The 19,143-nt window shown below is 46.6% G+C and carries 15 protein-coding genes; 8 read left to right on the plus strand and 7 right to left on the minus strand.

What is annotated here, in order from left to right; all coding sequences use genetic code 11:
* Window positions 1-203: 203 nt before the first annotated feature.
* From MHB85_RS18755 to MHB85_RS18765, 3 genes are read right to left on the minus strand one after another with little or no spacing between them, the layout of a single operon-like run.
* Window positions 204-1,661 carry a glycoside hydrolase family 1 protein gene (locus tag MHB85_RS18755; RefSeq protein WP_341073408.1) on the minus strand — a complete coding sequence of 486 codons (1,458 nt, stop codon included), beginning with the start codon at window positions 1,659-1,661 and terminating at the stop codon, window positions 204-206.
* A gap of 45 nt (window positions 1,662-1,706) precedes the next feature.
* Complete coding sequence (gene licT / locus MHB85_RS18760; RefSeq protein ID WP_210108586.1) at window positions 1,707-2,546, minus strand: BglG family transcription antiterminator LicT; 840 nt, start codon at window positions 2,544-2,546, stop codon at window positions 1,707-1,709.
* Between the two features lie 36 nt (window positions 2,547-2,582).
* Window positions 2,583-4,481 carry a beta-glucoside-specific PTS transporter subunit IIABC gene (locus tag MHB85_RS18765; protein WP_091017962.1) on the minus strand — a complete coding sequence of 633 codons (1,899 nt, stop codon included), beginning with the start codon at window positions 4,479-4,481 and terminating at the stop codon, window positions 2,583-2,585.
* A gap of 361 nt (window positions 4,482-4,842) precedes the next feature.
* Between MHB85_RS18765 and MHB85_RS18770 the strand changes: the two genes are divergently transcribed.
* Window positions 4,843-5,763: a LysR family transcriptional regulator gene (locus tag MHB85_RS18770; protein ID WP_105599998.1), complete on the plus strand. Its 921-nt coding sequence runs from the start codon at window positions 4,843-4,845 to the stop codon at window positions 5,761-5,763.
* Between the two features lie 522 nt (window positions 5,764-6,285).
* Here MHB85_RS18770 and MHB85_RS18775 read toward each other — a convergent pair.
* The 3 genes from MHB85_RS18775 to MHB85_RS18785 form a co-directional block, all read right to left on the minus strand.
* Window positions 6,286-7,107 (minus strand): carbon-nitrogen family hydrolase, encoded by an 822-nt coding sequence (locus MHB85_RS18775; RefSeq protein WP_341073409.1) that lies wholly within the window; start codon window positions 7,105-7,107, stop codon window positions 6,286-6,288.
* Between the two features lie 73 nt (window positions 7,108-7,180).
* Window positions 7,181-8,803, minus strand: a complete 1,623-nt coding sequence (locus MHB85_RS18780) for an AraC family transcriptional regulator (protein WP_341073410.1) — start codon at window positions 8,801-8,803, stop codon at window positions 7,181-7,183.
* A gap of 201 nt (window positions 8,804-9,004) precedes the next feature.
* Window positions 9,005-10,000 (minus strand): ABC transporter substrate-binding protein, encoded by a 996-nt coding sequence (locus MHB85_RS18785; protein ID WP_341073411.1) that lies wholly within the window; start codon window positions 9,998-10,000, stop codon window positions 9,005-9,007.
* Between the two features lie 260 nt (window positions 10,001-10,260).
* Between MHB85_RS18785 and MHB85_RS18790 the strand changes: the two genes are divergently transcribed.
* The 7 genes from MHB85_RS18790 to MHB85_RS18820 all read left to right on the plus strand — a co-directional run bounded on the left by MHB85_RS18790 (window position 10,261) and on the right by MHB85_RS18820 (window position 17,688).
* Window positions 10,261-11,469 (plus strand): pyridoxal phosphate-dependent aminotransferase, encoded by a 1,209-nt coding sequence (locus MHB85_RS18790; protein WP_341073412.1) that lies wholly within the window; start codon window positions 10,261-10,263, stop codon window positions 11,467-11,469.
* Window positions 11,470-11,830: 361 nt separating this feature from the next.
* Entirely contained in the window at window positions 11,831-12,934 is a 1,104-nt protein-coding gene (proB, locus tag MHB85_RS18795) for a glutamate 5-kinase (RefSeq protein ID WP_340963084.1), read from the plus strand.
* 58 nt (window positions 12,935-12,992) lie between these two features.
* The gene (locus MHB85_RS18800; RefSeq protein WP_341073414.1) at window positions 12,993-14,240 is read left to right on the plus strand and encodes a glutamate-5-semialdehyde dehydrogenase; all 1,248 of its coding nucleotides are present in this window, start codon (window positions 12,993-12,995) and stop codon (window positions 14,238-14,240) included.
* 36 nt (window positions 14,241-14,276) lie between these two features.
* Entirely contained in the window at window positions 14,277-15,137 is an 861-nt protein-coding gene (gene proC / locus MHB85_RS18805; RefSeq protein ID WP_036671976.1) for a pyrroline-5-carboxylate reductase, read from the plus strand.
* Entirely contained in the window at window positions 15,134-16,357 is a 1,224-nt protein-coding gene (locus tag MHB85_RS18810) for a 2,3-diketo-5-methylthiopentyl-1-phosphate enolase (RefSeq protein ID WP_179198571.1), read from the plus strand. Before proC ends, MHB85_RS18810 begins: the two co-directional genes overlap by 4 nt.
* On the plus strand, window positions 16,354-17,031 hold the full coding sequence (locus MHB85_RS18815; protein ID WP_105599371.1) for a 2-hydroxy-3-keto-5-methylthiopentenyl-1-phosphate phosphatase: 678 nt from the start codon (window positions 16,354-16,356) through the stop codon (window positions 17,029-17,031). The genes MHB85_RS18810 and MHB85_RS18815 overlap by 4 nt, the downstream gene beginning before the upstream one ends.
* A gap of 3 nt (window positions 17,032-17,034) precedes the next feature.
* Window positions 17,035-17,688 (plus strand): methylthioribulose 1-phosphate dehydratase, encoded by a 654-nt coding sequence (locus tag MHB85_RS18820; RefSeq protein WP_091017978.1) that lies wholly within the window; start codon window positions 17,035-17,037, stop codon window positions 17,686-17,688.
* A 151-nt stretch (window positions 17,689-17,839) separates the two neighbouring features.
* Here the strand turns inward: MHB85_RS18820 and MHB85_RS18825 are convergent, their stop codons facing one another.
* A complete protein-coding gene (locus tag MHB85_RS18825) occupies window positions 17,840-19,138 on the minus strand; it encodes a multi-tm2 domain protein (RefSeq protein ID WP_445739037.1) in 1,299 nt (432 codons plus the stop codon).
* Between the last annotated feature and the right edge of the window lie 5 nt (window positions 19,139-19,143).

Below are 19,143 nucleotides of genomic sequence, written 5' to 3' on the forward strand. Positions count from 1 at the left end.
AATAAACCACTGCTCATCGCAGAGGTTTCAATTGATAACAATTATCATTATCAGATAAGTATTATACTACGTTTCCGCTGCTTCGCTGTCAATCCTTTTTATCTAGAACATAAAAAAACAGCCCTGAATCCAGAGCTGCTTTGCTAGTTTCTGTTATGAAATGAAAAGACGCCTTCTATGAGACTGCTTGTCCGACTACTGTATTACAAACCGTTTTTTGCAATCACATCTTTGTACCAATAGAAACTCTTCTTTCGTTTTCTCTCCAGTGTTCCATTGCCGTCATTATCCTGATCTACATAAATAAAGCCATATCGTTTCTCCATCTCTGAAGAAGAATAACTAATCAGATCAATTACTCCCCAACTGGTATAGCCGAGCAGTTCAACACCGTCCAGAATCGCCTCATGCATCTGTTCAATGTGAGAGCGGAAGTAATCAATACGATAATCATCCTGAATGCTACCATCAGCTTCAATCGTGTCTACCGCCCCAATTCCATTTTCAACGATAAACAAAGGCACCTCGTAACGACTATACAGTTCATTCAGTGAGATGCGCAGACCTACCGGGTCAATCTGCCAGCCCCAATCATTCGTTTGCAGATACGGGTTCTTCACCCCTCCAGTTGTATTGCCACTCACCTGCTCCAATCGGTCGCCATCCACACTTGATACCAGGGACATATAATAACTGAATGAGATAAAGTCCACAGTGTGTACTTTCAGAATCTCTTCATCCCCCTCAAGCATATCCAGGTTAATCCCTTTTTCGGCAAAAAATCTCTTCGTAAAGTACGGATACGCTCCACGCACCTGTACGTCCGTAAACATAAGATTGAATTGATTATCCCGGGAAGCAACAAGTACGTCTTCGGGATTACATGTATGAGCGTACGTTGTCAGTTTGGTAAGCATACATCCGATCTGGGAACCGGGAATGATCTCATGACAGTATTTCACTGCGAGTGCACTCGCTACAAATTGATGGTGTAACCCCTGATATACAGCCTGCTCCACATTTTCGAAACGCTCCGGCACAATACCACCACTCGTAAACGGATGGCGAACAATGCTGTCAATTTCATTAAATGTAATCCAATACTTCACTTTGTCCTTATAACGGGTGAACACGGTTTTGCAAAAGTGAACAAAATACTCGACGACTTTCCGATCCGTCCATCCACCACGGTGATTCACCAGATACATCGGCATCTCATAATGCGACAACGTAATTAATGGTTCAATCCCTTGTTTCAGCATGCCATCAATAACGCGGTCATAGAACTGCAAACCGGCTTCATTCGGCTCTGTTTCGTTGCCATTCGGGAAAATTCGGGTCCAAGCAATAGATAAGCGCAACGTTTTGAGACCCATCTCCCCAAACAGGGCTAGATCCTCCTCGTAACGGTGGTAAAAATCAATGCCTCTGCGTTTCGGATATTCTCTGTCCGAGGTAGACTCCATCGCAGTTTTGATCTGTTCTTCATTGATCGCATTATGCTTTTTATACTCACTCTTGGCTACACCTTTTCGATAGATAGCAATGTCGGCTGTAGACAGACCTTTGCCATCCACATTCCACGCTCCTTCTGCCTGATTGGCAGCAATCGCTCCTCCCCATAGAAAATCTTCTGGAAACGTTCTTGTTGTATTGGTCATTGTGTATTCCTCCTTGGATTATCTCTGTAACTCTTTGATTCTTGCTCAATTGCGACTCATGACCCGATTGATATGAATAATCAAATACATCATCTCTTCATTGGAGATCGTATGTTCAAACCGTGCTTCAATATAATCCTTGATTAGCAATACGCAGGCTTCCTCCTGCGGATATTTATTCGCGATCTGCTCAAAGAGCTCATGATCCTGCGTGTTTAACGTTTTATGTTCAAAAAGCCGTTGAATGAAAAACTGCAAATGGGTCAAAAAGCGTGAATAGTTGATGCTGTGTGTATCCAGCTCCACTTGGTAGTGAATTTTGATAATATTGAGTACATCCTTGACGGTATTGGTCATCATCATGACCTGATTCATATTGTCATCATTCTGCTGCGCATTCACGAGATGAAAGGCAATATTCGCCGCTTCCTCTTCAGGCAGGGAGAGTCCAAGCTGTTTTTGAATGAGAGACAGACCATGCAACCCGATGCTGAACTCCTGTGGATAGAACTTTTTAACTTCCCACAACATTCGGTTCTGGATCGTCATATTGTCCTTGAATCGCTTCATGGCCATATACAGATGATCCGTTAATGCGACATAGAGATGATCACTCAGATGGCGGGACAATGTATGTTTGGCATGGGAGATGATTTCGTCAGCCAGAATCAGATATTCTTTTGGCGTTTCCTTCATCAGAGCGGTGAGATCCGAAGAGATCATTTCATTTTCAAGGACATAGATCTTCTCGATCTCATCCTCGCCAACGACATCTCCCGGTTTGCTCCTGTAGCCGATGCCCTTTCCCATCACAATAATTTCCTTGTCATCCTCACCACGTCTGGCAAGAACAATGCTCGAATTCAATATTTTTATGACTTCCATATCAGGCTGCCTGCCTTTCATTCATATTTCAGCAAGTTATAACACCGTAATTAATGGTTTCCCCGGTCCTGTTGTCGCCGCAGATTCATTGCCCAGCACCTCCAGATAATCCGAGGAATTGGTCACAATTACAGGGGTCGTGGTGTCATAACCTGCGGCTTGTATAGCTTCAAGATCAAATTCAATCAGGAGCTGACCATGAGAGATCTGTTCTCCTTCGTTCACTTTTACATCAAAATGCTGGCCTTTCAGTTTCACCGTATCCAATCCGACATGAATCAGAATTTCTACACCTTCTACCGATCTCAGACCGATGGAATGTTTAGTGCGGAACACCGTCTCAACGGTACCATCAAACGGGGCAAACACCTTGCCAACACTTGGCTGAATGGCCATCCCTTGTCCCATGGCTTCTTGCGAGAAGGCCTCGTCCTTCACCTCTCTTAATGGCAGAACTTTACCTTCCAGTGGAGCAAAAACGATCTTTTTCGATTTGATCCCTTTGGATGGCTGGATTTCAGATTCGCCTCTCGCTTTGTTTGTAGGACTGCCTGCTATCGACACTGCTGTTGGAACAACATCCTGAAATCCAATGACATATACAGCGACAAACGCGACAAGAGCAGAGATCAGCATGGTAATGATCGCATAGATAATATTCATATGATCTTCACTGATAAACATAGGCATAGATGCAATCCCCGGACCCACGGCAGCATATGCCTTGAGATTCACAATACCTGCGAACAACCCAGCGACTCCGGCGCCGATCATGCAGGCAAACAGCGTTTTCTTGAGCCTTAAATGTACACCGTAGAGAGCAGGTTCCGTGATACCGAATACACCTGAAATTCCTGCAGACAAAGCGACTTGTTTCAACTTGATGTCTTTGGTTTTGAATGACACCGCCAGTGCGCCTGCTCCCTGCGCCATATTGGATGCCAGCATCGCGACCAGCACCAGTGTTTCATAACCAGGTGAAGCCAAGGCTGCGAAAATAATGGGATAAAATACTTTATGCATACCGAACATGACAATCAGAGGCATCAGTATGGCCATAATGACAACGGTCAACCATCCAATCTTATCCTGAATCCAATAGATCAGGTTGGACATTCCCGTTCCGAGATACATCCCCAGAGGTCCAAGTACAATCAGGGCAACTGGAGCAACAATGAGAATAACAATCAAAGGTTTAAGGAAAATTTTTACTGGTCCTGGTGAGATCTTGTCCGCGAACTTTTCAATGTAAGACATGAACCAGACCGTTAAAATAATCGGTACCACGGATGTCGCATATTGAACGGATGCAACAGGTATGCCAATAAAGGACACCGGATCTTCACCGCCAAGCAGACCAATCATATTCGGGTGTAACATGATTCCACCAAACAGAACGGCAACAAAGGGGTTCGTTTTAAATCTATTTGCACTGGAATAGGCCAGTAGAATCGGAAGAAAGTAAAAGGCAGCATCAGACATGACACTCAAAACGGTATATGTCTGGCTCTCTTTAGACATCAGGCCGGTCACGGTCGCCAGTAGCAAAAGTGCTTTAAGCATGCCCGAGGCAGCAATGGCTGGGATAATAGGTTGGAAAATGCCTGCAATGACACTGGCAAAAGTATTAAACAGTCCTTTGGGGCTATAATCCGCTTTTTGTTTCTCCTGAATTTCGTTTGATTGCCGAGTATCCATCATCTTGGCAAGTTCATTGTAGACGTACGCGACGTCATTACCGATAATAACCTGATATTGTCCGCCGCTATTCACTGCGCCAATAACACCATCAAGGCTCTTAATTTCTTGGGTCTTCGCCATATCCGGATTCTTCAGGGTAAGTCTGAGCCTGGTAGAGCAATGAATTAACGTGTTGATATTATCATTGCCACCGACCAGCTCCATAATCGATTGGGCTAATTGTTTGTGATTCATGGTGCACCTCCGTTTCTTGATGGGAACAAAAAAAGACCTAAAAGGGGCAGGAAAAGAGAAACTCTTCCCACCCAATCTAGGTCTTGCCTGCCGAACAGTAACACGCCATCGTTGGATGAATGTTATTCAATTATATGAACGAAAAAGAATATGAACATTTGAAATGGTTCTGTGCTAACACTTGAAACTGGTACACATGAAAACGTTGATTTTGTTTTACCCGGGTAAGTGGTTCTTATTAAGCGTTTTCAAAATTAGTATAGCAACTCTTCTGATGGAGTGCAAGCGGTTAAGCGAAATTAATGATTTCTTTATCTGTAGTGATATAATGGTGGCATAACGAAAGGAATGACCAATGACGATGGAATTCAGACAACTTCAATATACGTTGCAAATTGCGGCTGAACGCAATTTCTCCCGGGCAGCAGAGAAGCTGCATATTGCTCAACCTTCATTAAGCCAGCAATTATCCAAATTGGAAAAAGAATTGGGTGTGCTGCTGTTTCAGCGTAATACAAGTACCGTGGAGTTAACCCATGCGGGTGTTACGTTTGTCGAGCAAGCCCAGAAGATCGTAGATGCCGTGGAGCTATTGCGTCAGGAAATGTCAGATATCTCCCAGCTTCGCAAAGGTAAAGTCGTTGTGGGCAGCATGCCGATCACGGGTTCACACTTGCTCCCACACGTGCTTCCAGCTTTCCAACAAGCTTATCCCGAGATTGAGGTTACCTTATTGGAAGACTCCGGGCTTACGCTTGAGAAATTGACAGCAAGCGGCAAAGCAGATCTCAGTCTGTTATCTCTTCCTTTACAAGAGCCAAGTCTCGCCTACGTTGCCATTGGAGAGGAAAAGATTGATCTGGCAGTTCCCCCGAATCACCCTTTGGCACGCAGGGCAGATCCGGAGCATCCGATTCCTGTGCGAATTGAAGAGCTTCGTGATGAACCCTTTGTTGTATTGAAAAAAGGACAGGGTTTCCGCAAACTTACATTTGATCTCTGTGAGCAGGCTGGTTTTGATCCCCAAGTTGTGTTTGAGAGCACAAATATTGAAACCGTTCAGTCGCTGGTCGCCACAGGCATGGGTATTACACTGGTTCCACGCTTTATTGCCCGTGCGCCGCGCAGTGAATTCGTACCTGTGTACGTGCCGCTTGCTGAGCCAACTCCCAGCAGAACACTTGTTGTGGCTTATCGTCAAGGAAGAGTACTGTCAAAGGCAGCCGAAGCATTCATCCATACGTTTCAACAAACGGTGGCGGAACTGTCAAAGGGAAACTAAGAAATTGCTCTATGTTAAAGGTACATTTCTTTAGGTACAATTCATACTGAACCAAAACAAAGGCTTGACCCTTATGGGCCAAGCCTTTGTCATATACTCGTTTCCCGCATCCGCAGGATAGAGTTCTTACATTGCAATCACAGTAACTGGTTACAGTACAATGTTGCTTGTTAAGTTGTTTAGCTACAATGCTAATTTATAATGTTAACGTAGAAACGTACATAAGAAAACTTCATGTCTGGCGGTTTATTTACGCAAATTACGATCGCTTGTCAGCCTGTTTTGCTGATTCATTACACGGCCTTCGTCCTGAACAGTTGAATCAGGGGGTGATAGCACTCCTGCTCCATTCTCTAAGAATGCCCTTAAGTGATCTTCCCTTGTGTTATCCTGTTCCAGTCTCCTGAGCGTATCTTTCACATGGTTGTCCATTGATTGATCATCTCCTTGGTAACGGGATAGTTATCATTACCCGCGCCCTGGAAGAATAAACACTTTATCTAAAGAATTTTATTCCAATTTTTATTTTTCGCCAAAATAAACGCCAGGTCGACGGTCTTCAAACACGGGAATACGCCCGCGAACCTCATCTACCAGGGAAGGGCGAATGATTCCAGTCACGATCTCTTCCCCTTCGCCACCTTCAGCCACAATCTCACCCCACGGATCAATGATGAGAGAATGTCCGAAAAACTCGGTGTCTCCCCCTTTTCCCACACGGTTACAGGCGATCACATACATCTGATTCTCAATCGCTCGTGCTGTAAGCAACGTACGCCAATGGTGGAGACGAGGGTTCGGCCATTCAGCAGGAACAATCAATGCCTTGGCCCCGTTGAGAGCAAGGGTGCGAGCAAGTTCCGGAAACCGGATGTCATAACAGATCGAAGCACCCGCTGTAAGACCGTTCTGCAATTCAAAAATTTCAGGTTCCGCACCTGGCTGTAAATATTTCTCCTCGTCCATTAGACGGAACAAATGTAATTTATCATATCGTGTTACCTGTTTTCCTTCACGATCATACGCGTACATTGTATTGTATATTTGACCATCCCGTTTCTCCGCAATGGAACCGCCAACGATGGAAATTTGATGTTTTTGAGCAAAAGCAGACAGCCATTCCCGAGATTTCTGGCCTTCCGGGTCAGCGAGTTCATGAATTTGAGTCAGAGCGTAGCCCGTATTCCACATCTCAGGTAACACAGCCAGCTCCAGATCCGGATATTGTTCTACCGCACGCTCAAGCAACGTCTGCATATGTTTATGATTGGCCTCAGGGTCTCCGAGTTGAATATCGCCCTGAATCAGGGCTACACGCATTTCTCCCTGTTGTTTTTCTGTCATGACAAGCACTCCTCTGAACCGTAATACCTGCTATCATAGCTTGATCCTCCTGGAGACTGCAAGCCTGTTTTTGTTATGAACTTCCACATAACAACTCAGGCAGCAGGGTCAACAATCGATCACTCGTGAGCGCATCACCCACATTCCATGTTGACTCCTCCACAGGGTATACCCGTCCATTCTGCACAGCCGGAAGGGCCTTCCAGCTGGGACTTTTCATCAGCATCTCTGTAGCCTGTCTCGCCACGAATTCCTCAGGCAGCATAACAAATACATGATCTCCCGCATACTGACGTACCGCTTCAGCCGAAATTTCCTTATAGGCTCTGCCCGCTGCAAGTGCTTCCTTCACTTTGGTAACTGGCCTGAATCCCATCGGATGATATAACAATGGCGCCAGACCGATATTGCCCATAACAAATAATCGTGCACCCCGATGATATGTAAATACCGAAGCCGTTTCCCCCTCTTCAATCACAGTATGGATCTTCGCCCACATCTGCTCAGTACGCTCCTCATAGGAGGTTAGCCATTGTTCAGCCTGAGGTTGTCTGCCAAACCAGCTGCCCAATCTGCGCATTCGTTCTTCCAACGTGGCATGTGAATTGTAAGCAAGCGTCGGAGCAATCCGGTAAAGTTGTTCATACTGCTGTTCATTGCTGCTATCAAAAATAATCAAATTCGGCTTCATTTGAACAGCTGCTTCCACATTAACCGGAGCAACCGCGTCACAGGTCTGATCTCCCAATATCTGAATACCCAGCATCAGCAGATCCCCAGCCGAATCTCCGTAATACATAATTCGCTCCGGGTTTACTGGAATATTCACATCATGACCCAACCAATCTTGTACCAACGTCTGCTGCTGAATCGATCTGTCATATTGACGAGGAGATAATCCGGTCATTTGGCGAAAACGCCTGCTGAAATAATACTCATCCTTAAACCCTACACGACTCGCTATATCCCGAAGTGGTTCATCTGATTTGCGAAGCCAGTCCTTGGCATGTTTGATGCGTACATGATTCACATAATCGAGCGGCTTGTGACCCGTGAGTTGTCTGAAAAGAGTCGTAAATTGTACAGGTCTGATCTCCGCAAGACGTGCCAGTTTCTGTACAGTGATTTCTTCAGCATAATGGTCGTCCACATACTGAATCGTACTGTGTAGTCTTGCTTCCATACTCTGTTCCGTCTTTGGAGAAGTGTACCGGGTAATGATCATCTCCATCCATTTTTGGAACTGTGCATTCAAATGACTGTATTCGGCATCTGTTTTATAGTTCCGAATGACATACATTTGCTCAAGCAGACCACTTAAAGGAGCATAGGGATAACCATTCAATTGGTTTCTGTGCTCAAATACAGGGCGGGTAAAGAGCTCGGGATCACCCGTCAACACATGAATAACATCAAAAGCCATTACGAAATATTTCAATTCCAAGTTATTACGATGTTCAATCTGGTGCCCCTCTCCCGGAGAAAGCGGATAAACACATCCCGTAGTAAACGGAAACTGTTCATGTCCAATATATAAACGCCCATCCCCTTCTTCGCAGATCAGGAAGGCATGTTTCTCGCAAGCAACTTCCAGCATCACCTGTTCAGGTGGTTCAATTCGTCGTACCAGATGATCCAGCCGAAACATGAATGCTGAAAAGAACAACGCTCCCCCATCGGCATCCAAAGCCTGCATGTCGGTTCACCTCGTTTTTCTAAAATGAGAATAATTATCAATCATTCTGTATGGTCTGATTATAAGCGAGCGATGGTCAATAATCCAGATATGAGTTTATTCAGCAAAAAAGAGCCTTCAACGAAAGGTTGAAGGCTCCTTTTACTTTTTAAATCCGCATTACTCAAAGGTGTTACCAGTGCCTTACTAGCTCATAACTAATTATTGGATCATCTGTTTTGGCAGCTCTTGTAACAGCCACTCCCTCGAAAGAGCATCACTAGAAGCTTTTACGATATTAAAACGATATACTTTTCCTTCTTTCACCGCAGGCAGGTTCTTCCAGATTGTACTATCCAGCAATTCTTTGGTGGATTGTTTCGCATCGTCGGTCACAGGATCCAGAATAAATATCCGATCACCGGCAAATTCAGATAATTTTTCAGTCGAAATCTCTACAAATCCCATGTCTTCATCCAATACTTTCTGGATTTCCGCGGTTGGCTTCAGCCCGTCTTTTCCGTATAACAACTGTGGCAATCCTGCACCCGCCATGACAAACAGACGGTTCCCGGGATACATGGTGAATACCGAAGCGGTCTCCCCTTTTTTCAATCCGTTCTCATGAAATTGCGTCCACATCTCTTCAGTCGCTTTTTGATGAGCCGTAATCCAGTCCTCCGCTTCTTGCTTCTTATTCAACAAATCGCCAAGGATACGCATGCGATCTTCTATTAAACCAAACGAATCAAATGTAACCGTGGGTGCAACCTTCGCGATCTGATCATATTGACCCTCGTCACTGTTGGAGAAAATGATCAGATCGGGATTCAGGTCTAACGCCTTTTCCACACTGATCGGAAATCCTACATCTTCTGCCTGAGCAACCTGATCATCGAATACGGTTCCCTCTTGACGAAGTATGCCGACAGGGACAACACCAAGCGCGAGCAGATCCCCAGTAACTTCTCCGTGATAGATAACTCGCTTCGGATTTACAGGAACCTCTACTTCATGGCCTGTCCAGTCTTTGAATATCCGGGTCTCGCCTTCATTCGTTTCTTCCATTGCAGTCGTGGTCTCTGTCGTTTCTGTGGCTGCTTTGGATTCATCTGTGCCGGCAGCAGGTGTTGCAGCCTGATTTCCACAAGCTAGTAGCAAAATGGATAACCACGTTACTGTAAATAATACTGCCGTATTTCGAATGCCCTTTTTCATTTCTATTTCTCCCCCTATATCATGTGCGTTGTGGAATGAATTAATGATATTGATTATCATTATCGGATATTATCATAAAACATGGCTTCTCTTAGCTCAATGGACAAAACTAAATGAGTACTTTCAGTTTTGTACAATACTTTGCTCTTTGCTCCTATGTACTGTCTATTCAAATCGATTTCCCTCTATACAGCTCGGGATTGGCGTGATAAATTAATGAGAACTATTTGCCATTTTTAATAACCGGAGTGATGAATATAATGACCCATCCAGACCATATAACTGCTCGTTCAGCTTTTAAGATACCAACTTCTGATGTAATGACACAGCTACCAACGCAATTTTTTGCTACCCTTGTTCAAAATGTAAATCGTGAAATCGCAAGTGGACATGACGTGATCAATCTGGGGCAGGGCAACCCGGATACACCTACACCACCTCATATTGTGAAAACACTGCAAAAGTCGGCTGAAAATCCCCTCTACCATAAATACTCCCCTTTTAGAGGGTACTCTTTCCTGAAGGAAGCTGTCGCCAAACGTTATAAGGAAGATTACAACGTTGATCTGGACCCCGAGACTGAAATAGCCATTCTGTTCGGAGGCAAAACCGGATTGGTTCAGTTACCTCAGGTCCTGCTTAACCCCGGCGACACCGTTCTCGTTCCAGATCCCGGCTACCCCGATTACTGGTCTGGTATTGCACTCGCCAAAGCAAACATGTCATTTATGCCTTTGCTCGAGTCCAATGCATTCCTGCCGGATTACGAAGCTGTTACAGCCGAAGATCGGGAGAAGGCCAAGCTGATGTTCCTGAACTATCCCAACAACCCAACGTCAGCAACGGCTCCCCTTTCGTTCTACGAAGATACCGTTGAATTTGCCATTCAAAATCAAATCGTAGTTGCCAGCGATTTTGCTTACGGTGCGATTGGATTTGACGGACATCGTCCCGTAAGTTTCCTGCAAGCCCCTGGTGCCAAAGAAGTGGGCATTGAGTTCTATACGTTATCCAAAACGTACAATATGGCTGGATGGCGTGTTGGATTCGCGCTTGGTAATGCAGAGATTGTCTCTAAAATCAATCTGCTTCAGGATCATATCTATGTCAGTCTCTTCGGTGGGATTCAAGCTGCGGCAACGGAAGCACTTACTGGCTCCCAGGAATGTGTTACTTCGCTGGTTTCACGTTACGAATCCCGTCGTAATGCGTTTTATGACGCTCTTTCCTCGATTGGCTGGCAAGCTTCGAAACCGGCAGGTTCATTCTTCAGCTGGTTGCCTGTACCTGCAGGTTATACCTCAGCTTCATTTGCAGACTTGTTACTGCGAGATGCCAAGGTGGCCGTAGCCCCAGGTATTGGTTTTGGTTCGCATGGTGAAGGCTATGTGCGCGCGGGACTGTTAAGTGATGAAAACCGATTACGCGAAGCTGTCGAGCGGATTGGCAAGCTGAATTTATTCAAGTAATTTACAGGACCATAACCCCTTTGCATATGCCAAGTTTCCATGGTATGTTATAAGAAATATTGAACGAAACGTGATGACGGGACCAGTAAGAGAATATCAGTCGCGCCCAGAGAGTAAATTCCACCCTGCTGAAAGAATTTACCGCGGCTCTTCTCTGAAACCTACCCCTGAGCGGCCTGTTACGTGCAGGACAGTGCCTTCTGTTACAGGGCATGAAGCCGGATGATCTAATCATCAATAAAGGTGGTACCGCGGAAGTAACGAACTTTCGTCCTTTTTAACTAAAGGGCGGGAGTTTTTTTTGTACCCGCTAAAGCCTGCTCCAGAAACACTTATTAATCATGTTTAAGGAAGTGAAACCATGACTTCACGTATTGTAGTTAAGATTGGAAGCAGCTCGCTTACAACGGAAGAAGGCGGTCTGGATCGCAGTTCGATCACTTTTTTTGCCGGAGAAATTGCAGCATTGGCTGATCAGGGCCATGAAGTACTTCTGGTCACCTCAGGAGCGGTAGCGGCCGGATTCCGGGAGATCGGTTACCCTCAGCGGCCCAAACAGTTGCATGAGAAACAAGCTGCAGCGGCCGTTGGGCAGGCATTACTGATGCAGGCATATCAACAGGCTTTTGCAGCGCACCGCGTTACTACAGCGCAAATTCTGTTAACTCGCACAGACTTTCACAGTCGTAAACGCATGGGTAATGCAGGCATGACTGTGGAGGAACTGCTCAAACAGCGAGTGATTCCGATTTTTAATGAGAACGATACGGTGTCGGTTGACGAATTGAAATTTGGTGATAACGATCTGTTGTCCGCATTGGTTGCAAACCTGGTGAAGGCACAGCATCTGATCATTCTTACCGATACCAACGGGCTGTACACCGCAGATCCGCGTAAAGATCCTTCTGCCGTGCGTTACGACCGTATCCCCGAAATCACGGCTGAGATCTATGCTTTTGCCGGTGGTTCAGGATCAGCGGTTGGGACAGGCGGCATGCGATCCAAAGTCGATGCAGCCAAGGTAGCAACCCGTGGAGGCGTACCTGTATTCGTGGGAAGTGTGAAAGAACCCGGAGATATGCAGAAAGCGGTTGATGGCACGGGCAAAGGAACTTACTTTGAGACACGACTCGCTTCGTTATCCCGTAAAAAGCAGTGGCTTGGCTTCATGTCTACTCCGCTGGGAACCGTCGTTGTGGACGATGGCGCTGAAGAGGCCCTTGTCCATGGGGGGCATAGCCTTCTGCCTGTAGGCGTCAAGCGGGTACTGGGAACGTTCCACGCCGGAGATGTCGTAGAAGTCATTGGCATGGATGAAACCTTGCTCGGTCGCGGTATTGTCAATTATGATGATGACCAGCTTCGACTCATTGCCGGACTTCCCAGTGGGGAAGTGATGAAACAACTCGCTAGCATCCACAGGCTTGAGGTTATTCATAGAGACGAATGGATTACGTTAAAATAAAACATGAGGCTATATAATGGTTAAAAGTTTAACTTTATATATATGAGGAGGAATTACGATGAGTGAAGTGAGAGAAAAAGCCAGCAAAGCTCAAGCTACGGTTCCACAGCTGAACCGATTGAATACAGAACAGAAAAATGCGGCCCTGCGTGTCATGGCCGATGCTTTGATTAAGGAAACGGATTCCATCATTACGGCAAACGCCGAAGATCTGGCACGCGGCAGAGAACAAGGCACGCCGGAATCCATGCTGGATCGGCTCGCACTTAATAAGGAGCGCATTGCTGGCATTGCTGAAGGGTTACGTCAGATTGCAGATCTGCCTGATCCAGTCGGCGAAGTGTTAGAGACATTTACCCGTCCAAACGGATTGCATGTTGAAAAATTAAGAGTGCCGATTGGCCTAATTGGCATCATCTACGAAGCTCGTCCGAATGTAACTGTAGACGCAGCTGGATTATGTCTCAAAACAGGTAATGCAGTGCTTCTGCGCGGTGGCTCCTCTGCCCTGTCCTCCAATCGTAAAATTGTGGAGGTGCTGCATCAGGCACTCACAACGACAGACATGCCTGCTGATGCTTTGCAATTGGTTGAAGATGCAGATCGTGCTTCCGTAGATGAGATGCTCAAGTTAAACGGACTGCTGGATGTTATCATTCCACGCGGAGGGGCTTCCCTCATTCGTAATGTGGTTGCCAATGCAACCGTACCTGTTATCGAAACTGGGGCAGGCATCTGCCATACCTATGTGGATGAATCAGCTGATCCAGTTATGGCAGCCGAAATTGCCATCAATGCCAAGGCACAACGGCCATCCGTATGTAACTCCATGGAAACGTTGCTGCTGCACGCCGCATATGCAGAAAAGCATCTGCCTGCTCTTGCCGAGCAATTCCGTGAGGCCAATGTAATCTTGAAAGGTTGCGATACCGTGCGCCGACTTGTTCCTTCTGCCCTTGAGGTAACCGAGGAAGACTATGCGACCGAGTACAACGACTACATTTTAAATATCCGGGTGGTTGAGAACCTGGACGAAGCGATGCAGCACATCGCACATTACGGAACCAAACATTCCGAGTGTATCGTAACCCGTGATACAGACCATGCAGAGCGCTTTATGCATGATGTGGATGCAGCAGCCGTCTATCACAATGCGTCCACGCGTTTCACCGACGGATTTGAATTTGGCTATGGAGCCGAAATCGGAATCAGTACCCAGAAACTGCATGCACGAGGACCAATGGGACTACCAGCACTGACGTCAACCAAATATCGGATTACAGGCAATGGACAGATTCGTCAATAACATCCCAGCACCAGTTATATAGGAGGAACGATAAATATGAGTCAAGAGCAACAGACGTTATTACAACAGAAGATTACTTTCCACGGAGCAGGCGCGATGGCTGAAGCCATCGTGCGCGGACTGATCTCCCGCCTAGTCGTTCGTCCTCAGGATATTACGATGCTGAACCGCAGCAACCAGAAACGTCAGGAGGAGCTCAGCACCCGTTATGCTGTACATACCGGAACTGCCTCACAATCTCTGGATCACCTTGCCTCCACTCCGGTCATTGTACTCTGTATGAAACCCAAAGATGCTGCCGCAGCGCTGCGCGAGCTTGGTCCGTTGTTATCACCTGATCAACTGATCGTGTCTGTCATTGCCGGATTATCGATCCGCACGATGCAGTCCTTGCTTGGTCGTAAACAGCCAATCGCCAGAACCATGCCGAACACATCCAGTACCATTGGACTTGGTGCAACCGGGCTTGCCTTCTCTGCGGAGATTACGGATGAACAGCGCAGTACGGTAATGACCATGTTTGAAGCGGTTGGTATCGTGACCATCGTGCCTGAAGATAAACTCGAAGTGCTCACAGGGATTTCCGGAAGCGGCCCTGCTTATGTATACTATTTAATGGAGGCCATGATTGCCGCAGGTATTCGTGGTGGCTTATCCAGCCAGCAATCTCGTGATCTCACTGTTCAAACGGTGCTGGGCGCGTCACGAATGGTACAACAAACCGGTTTGGAACCGATGAAGCTTCGTAGTGATGTGACATCCCCAGGAGGGGCAACGCAAGCAGCACTGAAGACGCTGGACGAAGGAGATTTCTTTGAAAATGTAATCGCAGCCGTCAACCGCTGTGCAGAGCGCTCACGGGAGATGGGAGCTGCTTTGGAAGGGGATTTAAAATGAATAACATGTGCACAGCCACATATCGTCTGCACGATGATCATGCAGACTTTCGCAAGAAAGCTCAGTCCATCGCGATTGGCATGACCGTGGGTAGCTGGACGGAGTTGCCACAAGCTCAGCGTGAAGTGATGCAGAAGCATCTGGGTGAAGTCATAAGCGTAGAAGTCCATGAAGCTGATGGAATGGCTGCGGGTGAGCGTTACGCTGACATTACCATCGGATATCCTGATATCAACTTTAGCCGTGATATTCCTGCCCTGCTCGTGACGGTCTTTGGCAAAATCTCAATGGATGGCCGGATCAAATTAACAAAGCTTGGTTTCTCGAATGGTTTCCTCAGTGCATTCCCGGGACCCAAGTTTGGACTGAATGGCGTTCGTGATCTGCTTGGTGTGCATGATCGTCCACTATTAATGAGTATCTTCAAATCAGTTATTGGGCTGGATGCAGATGAACTTCGTGAACAATTTATTCGTCAGGCACTTGGGGGCGTTGATCTGATCAAAGACGATGAGATCCTGTTCGAGAATAAATTGACACCTATCGAAAAAAGAGTCGAGGTCTGCATGAAAGCTGCCGAACAGGCACGCCAGGAGACTGGCAAGAAACTTCTATATGCAACTAATCTCACTGGGCCTACATCTCGTCTGAAAGAGCAAGCTGAACGCGCCATAGGTGCAGGAGCCAATGCCCTGCTATTCAACGTATTGTCTTACGGATATGATGTGCTGCATGAACTCAGCAGTGATCCTGACATCAATGTGCCAATTATGGCTCATCCTGCTCTTGCAGGCGCACTGTATCCTTCACCACATTACGGCATGTCGGCTTCGGTTGTACTTGGTCAGTTGATGCGTCTTGCAGGTGCCGATCTGGTGCTCTTCCCTTCTCCTTATGGATCAGTAACGATGCCGAAGGAAGAAAATATGGCGATCACGGAGCAATTACTGACAGCTGATCTGCCAGTACGAACCAGTATGCCAGTGCCTTCAGCCGGCATCCATCCAGGCCTTGTACCGCTCATTTTGCGCGACTTTGGTACAGATGTCATCGTTAATGCTGGTGGCGGTATTCATGGACATCCTATGGGCACTGAGGCAGGCGGACGTGCATTCCTGCAAGCGATTGAGGCAGCTCAGCGTTCCATTCCACTCGCGCAATATGCAACCGAGCATCCGGAGCTAAAAAGCGCATTGGACCTGTGGGGTGGCGAGCGATGAGAAGTGATAAGAAAACAGTCATTTTCTGTGACTTTGACGGTACGATTACCCTCTCGGACAATATCGTAGCGATCATGAAACATTTCAAGCCTGAGGGCATTGAAGCGATCATGAAAGATACGATCGAGCAAAAAATCTCGCTGCGTGAAGGTGTTGGAGCCATGTTTGCTCTTCTGCCTGCATCGCAGAAAGATGAAATTGTGGAGTTTGTGCTTGGACAAGCGGGGATCCGTGAAGGATTCAGCGAGTTTCTTGACTACGTTCGCAGCGAAGGGATCGAATTCAATGTGACCAGCGGCGGCATGGACTTTTTCATTGAACCGTTACTCGCACCATTTCATATCCCGCAGGATCACGTCTATTGCAACGGCGCTGACTTCTCTGGTGAAACCATCCGGATTGAATGGCCGCATCCCTGCCAGCTTCCTTGTGAGAACGGCTGTGGCATGTGCAAAACGACCGTGATTCGTACCTTCCCGGAAGATCAATATAATCGAATTCTTATTGGAGACAGTCTGACAGATTTTGAGGGTGCAAAGATTGCCGATCTCGTCTACTCTCGCTCAATTTTAACGGACAAATGTATTGAGCTGGGTGTAGACCATGTGCCATTCGCTACCTTTTACGATATCATCGAAGATATGAAACAGAAGCAAACACAAGGAGTGCTGTAAACGATGGGCTTTGAAAAGATTACATTGGAACACAAACGTCAGGTCCTTGAAGAACTGGCTGATATTAAAGCGTTGTTCGCCAGTCGTAACTGGTTCCCCGGAACAAGTGGCAATCTGTCGATGCGTGTAGGAGACTTTGACCCGGAGCAATTTTATTTTGCGGTTACCGCCTCAGGCAAAGACAAATCCCTTCGCACACCGGAAGACTTCCTTTTTGTGGACAAGCACGGCAAAGCGATTGAGACAACAACGTTAAAACCAAGTGCCGAAACGTTGATTCACTGTGAAATCTATCGTTTGACCGGCTGCGGTGCTGTATTTCACGTGCATACCGTGTTTAACAACCTGATCAGTGAATTCTTTGGAGCAGATGGACACATACCGATTCAAGGAATCGAATTGATTAAGGCTTTCAACATTTGGGAAGAAAATGCGGAGATTCGTGTACCCGTCCTGCCTAACTTTGCAGATATTCCATCTATCGCTGAATTGGTGCCAGGTGTACTTGATACCAACGTACCAGGGATCTTGCTTCGGAACCACGGTATTTATGCCTGGGGTAAAGATGCTTTTGAAGCGAAACGTCATCTGGAAGCGTTCGAGTTCCTGTTCGAAGTGATGTACCGTCAACTTCTGCTGAAGGGCGCTACGAAATAGCAATCATTTATTCTAAATCAAAGCTGCAAAATCAAAAACACGCCAGAGGCTGGTATACATAGCCCTTGGCGTGTTTTATGTTGTGGGATAACAGCGATTGGAAGGTTGCTCTGTCATCGTAGTGTCTGTGTAAACTATTCTTTAGGTCACTCTACAGTCGATCATCCCGATCCTTGAATAAAAAGAGGCTATCCACTTCTTCGTCATTCCGATGAATCGCATGATTGGTGCCTATACCCCGTTGCTTGCCGAACAGCAGCTTCAAGCCGCCAAAAATGAGCAGCAAGGATACAATGACGGTGTTCAAATAGGAACGGATCTCATACGTCATGAATGCATCAGGGAAGAGCTCATTCAGCTGTGGAATGACAAGACGGATCGTCAGGTAATATAGACCCAGCGCGGCAATTCCGAATCCAATCAGGCGCTGATGGCGGGCCCAATCCTTAAAGATCGGCTGATCGATCAATGGCTCGCGTCCATAGCGACTGGAGCACTGTAGCCCGTCAAAGAAGCTGTAGAACCAGATCAACGGTATCATGAACAGGAACACTGATAAGTGAAGCAGGTCCAGAACATAGATGCTGCCCAGGAACAGGAACATCAATTGCATGCCTCTTTTTTGCAAACCCAGATATAGATGACCCGCACCTGGAAAAGCAGATAGCAGCGTCGCAAGCACTTTACTGCGTCGTCCGGCTACTCTGCCCATCTCCAATTCCTCGAATAACGTCCGATCCTGCAGTACCTCTCCAGCCTGCTTACGGTGGACATGCTGCACCGCATCAAACATGCAGTATACCCATATTACAGGCAGAATGAGCAGGAACATTAGAAACACCGATTCATTGGTGATTGAAGCTACAAAAACCATCATGGCAAAGGAACCAAAAAACGCCATCAGAAACGACAACCCGCGATGCAACAATCCCAGATGAAGATGTCCCAATCCAGGAACAAATGAGAGCAAAATGGTGAAGAACCGTTCACCCTCACTGCCTTTTCGGTACATGGGTTGACCATAGGGCCCCTCGGGCACACCATACACTCCACCATGATCCTGATGTGGCTCCTCCTGATCCATCTGTCCGAGAGGCTCTTCCTGGCCAGCATATGCTTTCTGGTAAGCGGCGCCTTGATGGAGACCACCGTAATGTGTCCCATAACCTTGGTAATGAACTTCGTGCAATGAAGGGGCACGGAGTAGAACGATAATCATATCCAGCATGCTGATACACCAGAAGAATATGGCTCCAAGGAACCCGACAATCATCAATTCCTTTTCATCAGTCAACAACGCCAACATGATGAAGCCAATGCCTGTTCCAAAAAAGAGTAATGGATAGACCACAGCTCTGGTAGGCCGTCCCCAATACATAAAACCAAGACCGGGTATCAAGTTTAATAGAAATGCGAGTAATTTGTTACGATCTGAGTGCACAGTCGTCATCCTTT

It is taken from the genome of Paenibacillus sp. FSL K6-4396 (genome assembly GCF_038002525.1).
In the GTDB taxonomy this organism is placed as follows: domain Bacteria; phylum Bacillota; class Bacilli; order Paenibacillales; family Paenibacillaceae; genus Paenibacillus; species Paenibacillus amylolyticus_B.

Coding starts and splice junctions, on each gene's coding strand:
- MHB85_RS18790 (WP_341073412.1), top strand. CDS start 10,261: ATGACCCATCCAGACCATATAACTGCTCGTTCAGCTTTTAAGATACCA.
- MHB85_RS18825 (WP_445739037.1), bottom strand. CDS start 19,138: ATGACGACTGTGCACTCAGATCGTAACAAATTACTCGCATTTCTATTA.
- MHB85_RS18780 (WP_341073410.1), bottom strand. CDS start 8,803: ATGCAGGCTTTGGATGCCGATGGGGGAGCGTTGTTCTTTTCAGCATTC.
- MHB85_RS18770 (WP_105599998.1), top strand. CDS start 4,843: ATGGAATTCAGACAACTTCAATATACGTTGCAAATTGCGGCTGAACGC.
- MHB85_RS18775 (WP_341073409.1), bottom strand. CDS start 7,107: ATGACAGAAAAACAACAGGGAGAAATGCGTGTAGCCCTGATTCAGGGC.
- MHB85_RS18800 (WP_341073414.1), top strand. CDS start 12,993: ATGAGTGAAGTGAGAGAAAAAGCCAGCAAAGCTCAAGCTACGGTTCCA.
- MHB85_RS18815 (WP_105599371.1), top strand. CDS start 16,354: ATGAGAAGTGATAAGAAAACAGTCATTTTCTGTGACTTTGACGGTACG.
- MHB85_RS18785 (WP_341073411.1), bottom strand. CDS start 10,000: ATGAAAAAGGGCATTCGAAATACGGCAGTATTATTTACAGTAACGTGG.
- proB (WP_340963084.1), top strand. CDS start 11,831: ATGACTTCACGTATTGTAGTTAAGATTGGAAGCAGCTCGCTTACAACG.
- MHB85_RS18810 (WP_179198571.1), top strand. CDS start 15,134: ATGAATAACATGTGCACAGCCACATATCGTCTGCACGATGATCATGCA.
- MHB85_RS18765 (WP_091017962.1), bottom strand. CDS start 4,481: ATGAATCACAAACAATTAGCCCAATCGATTATGGAGCTGGTCGGTGGC.
- licT (WP_210108586.1), bottom strand. CDS start 2,546: ATGGAAGTCATAAAAATATTGAATTCGAGCATTGTTCTTGCCAGACGT.
- MHB85_RS18820 (WP_091017978.1), top strand. CDS start 17,035: ATGGGCTTTGAAAAGATTACATTGGAACACAAACGTCAGGTCCTTGAA.
- proC (WP_036671976.1), top strand. CDS start 14,277: ATGAGTCAAGAGCAACAGACGTTATTACAACAGAAGATTACTTTCCAC.
- MHB85_RS18755 (WP_341073408.1), bottom strand. CDS start 1,661: ATGACCAATACAACAAGAACGTTTCCAGAAGATTTTCTATGGGGAGGA.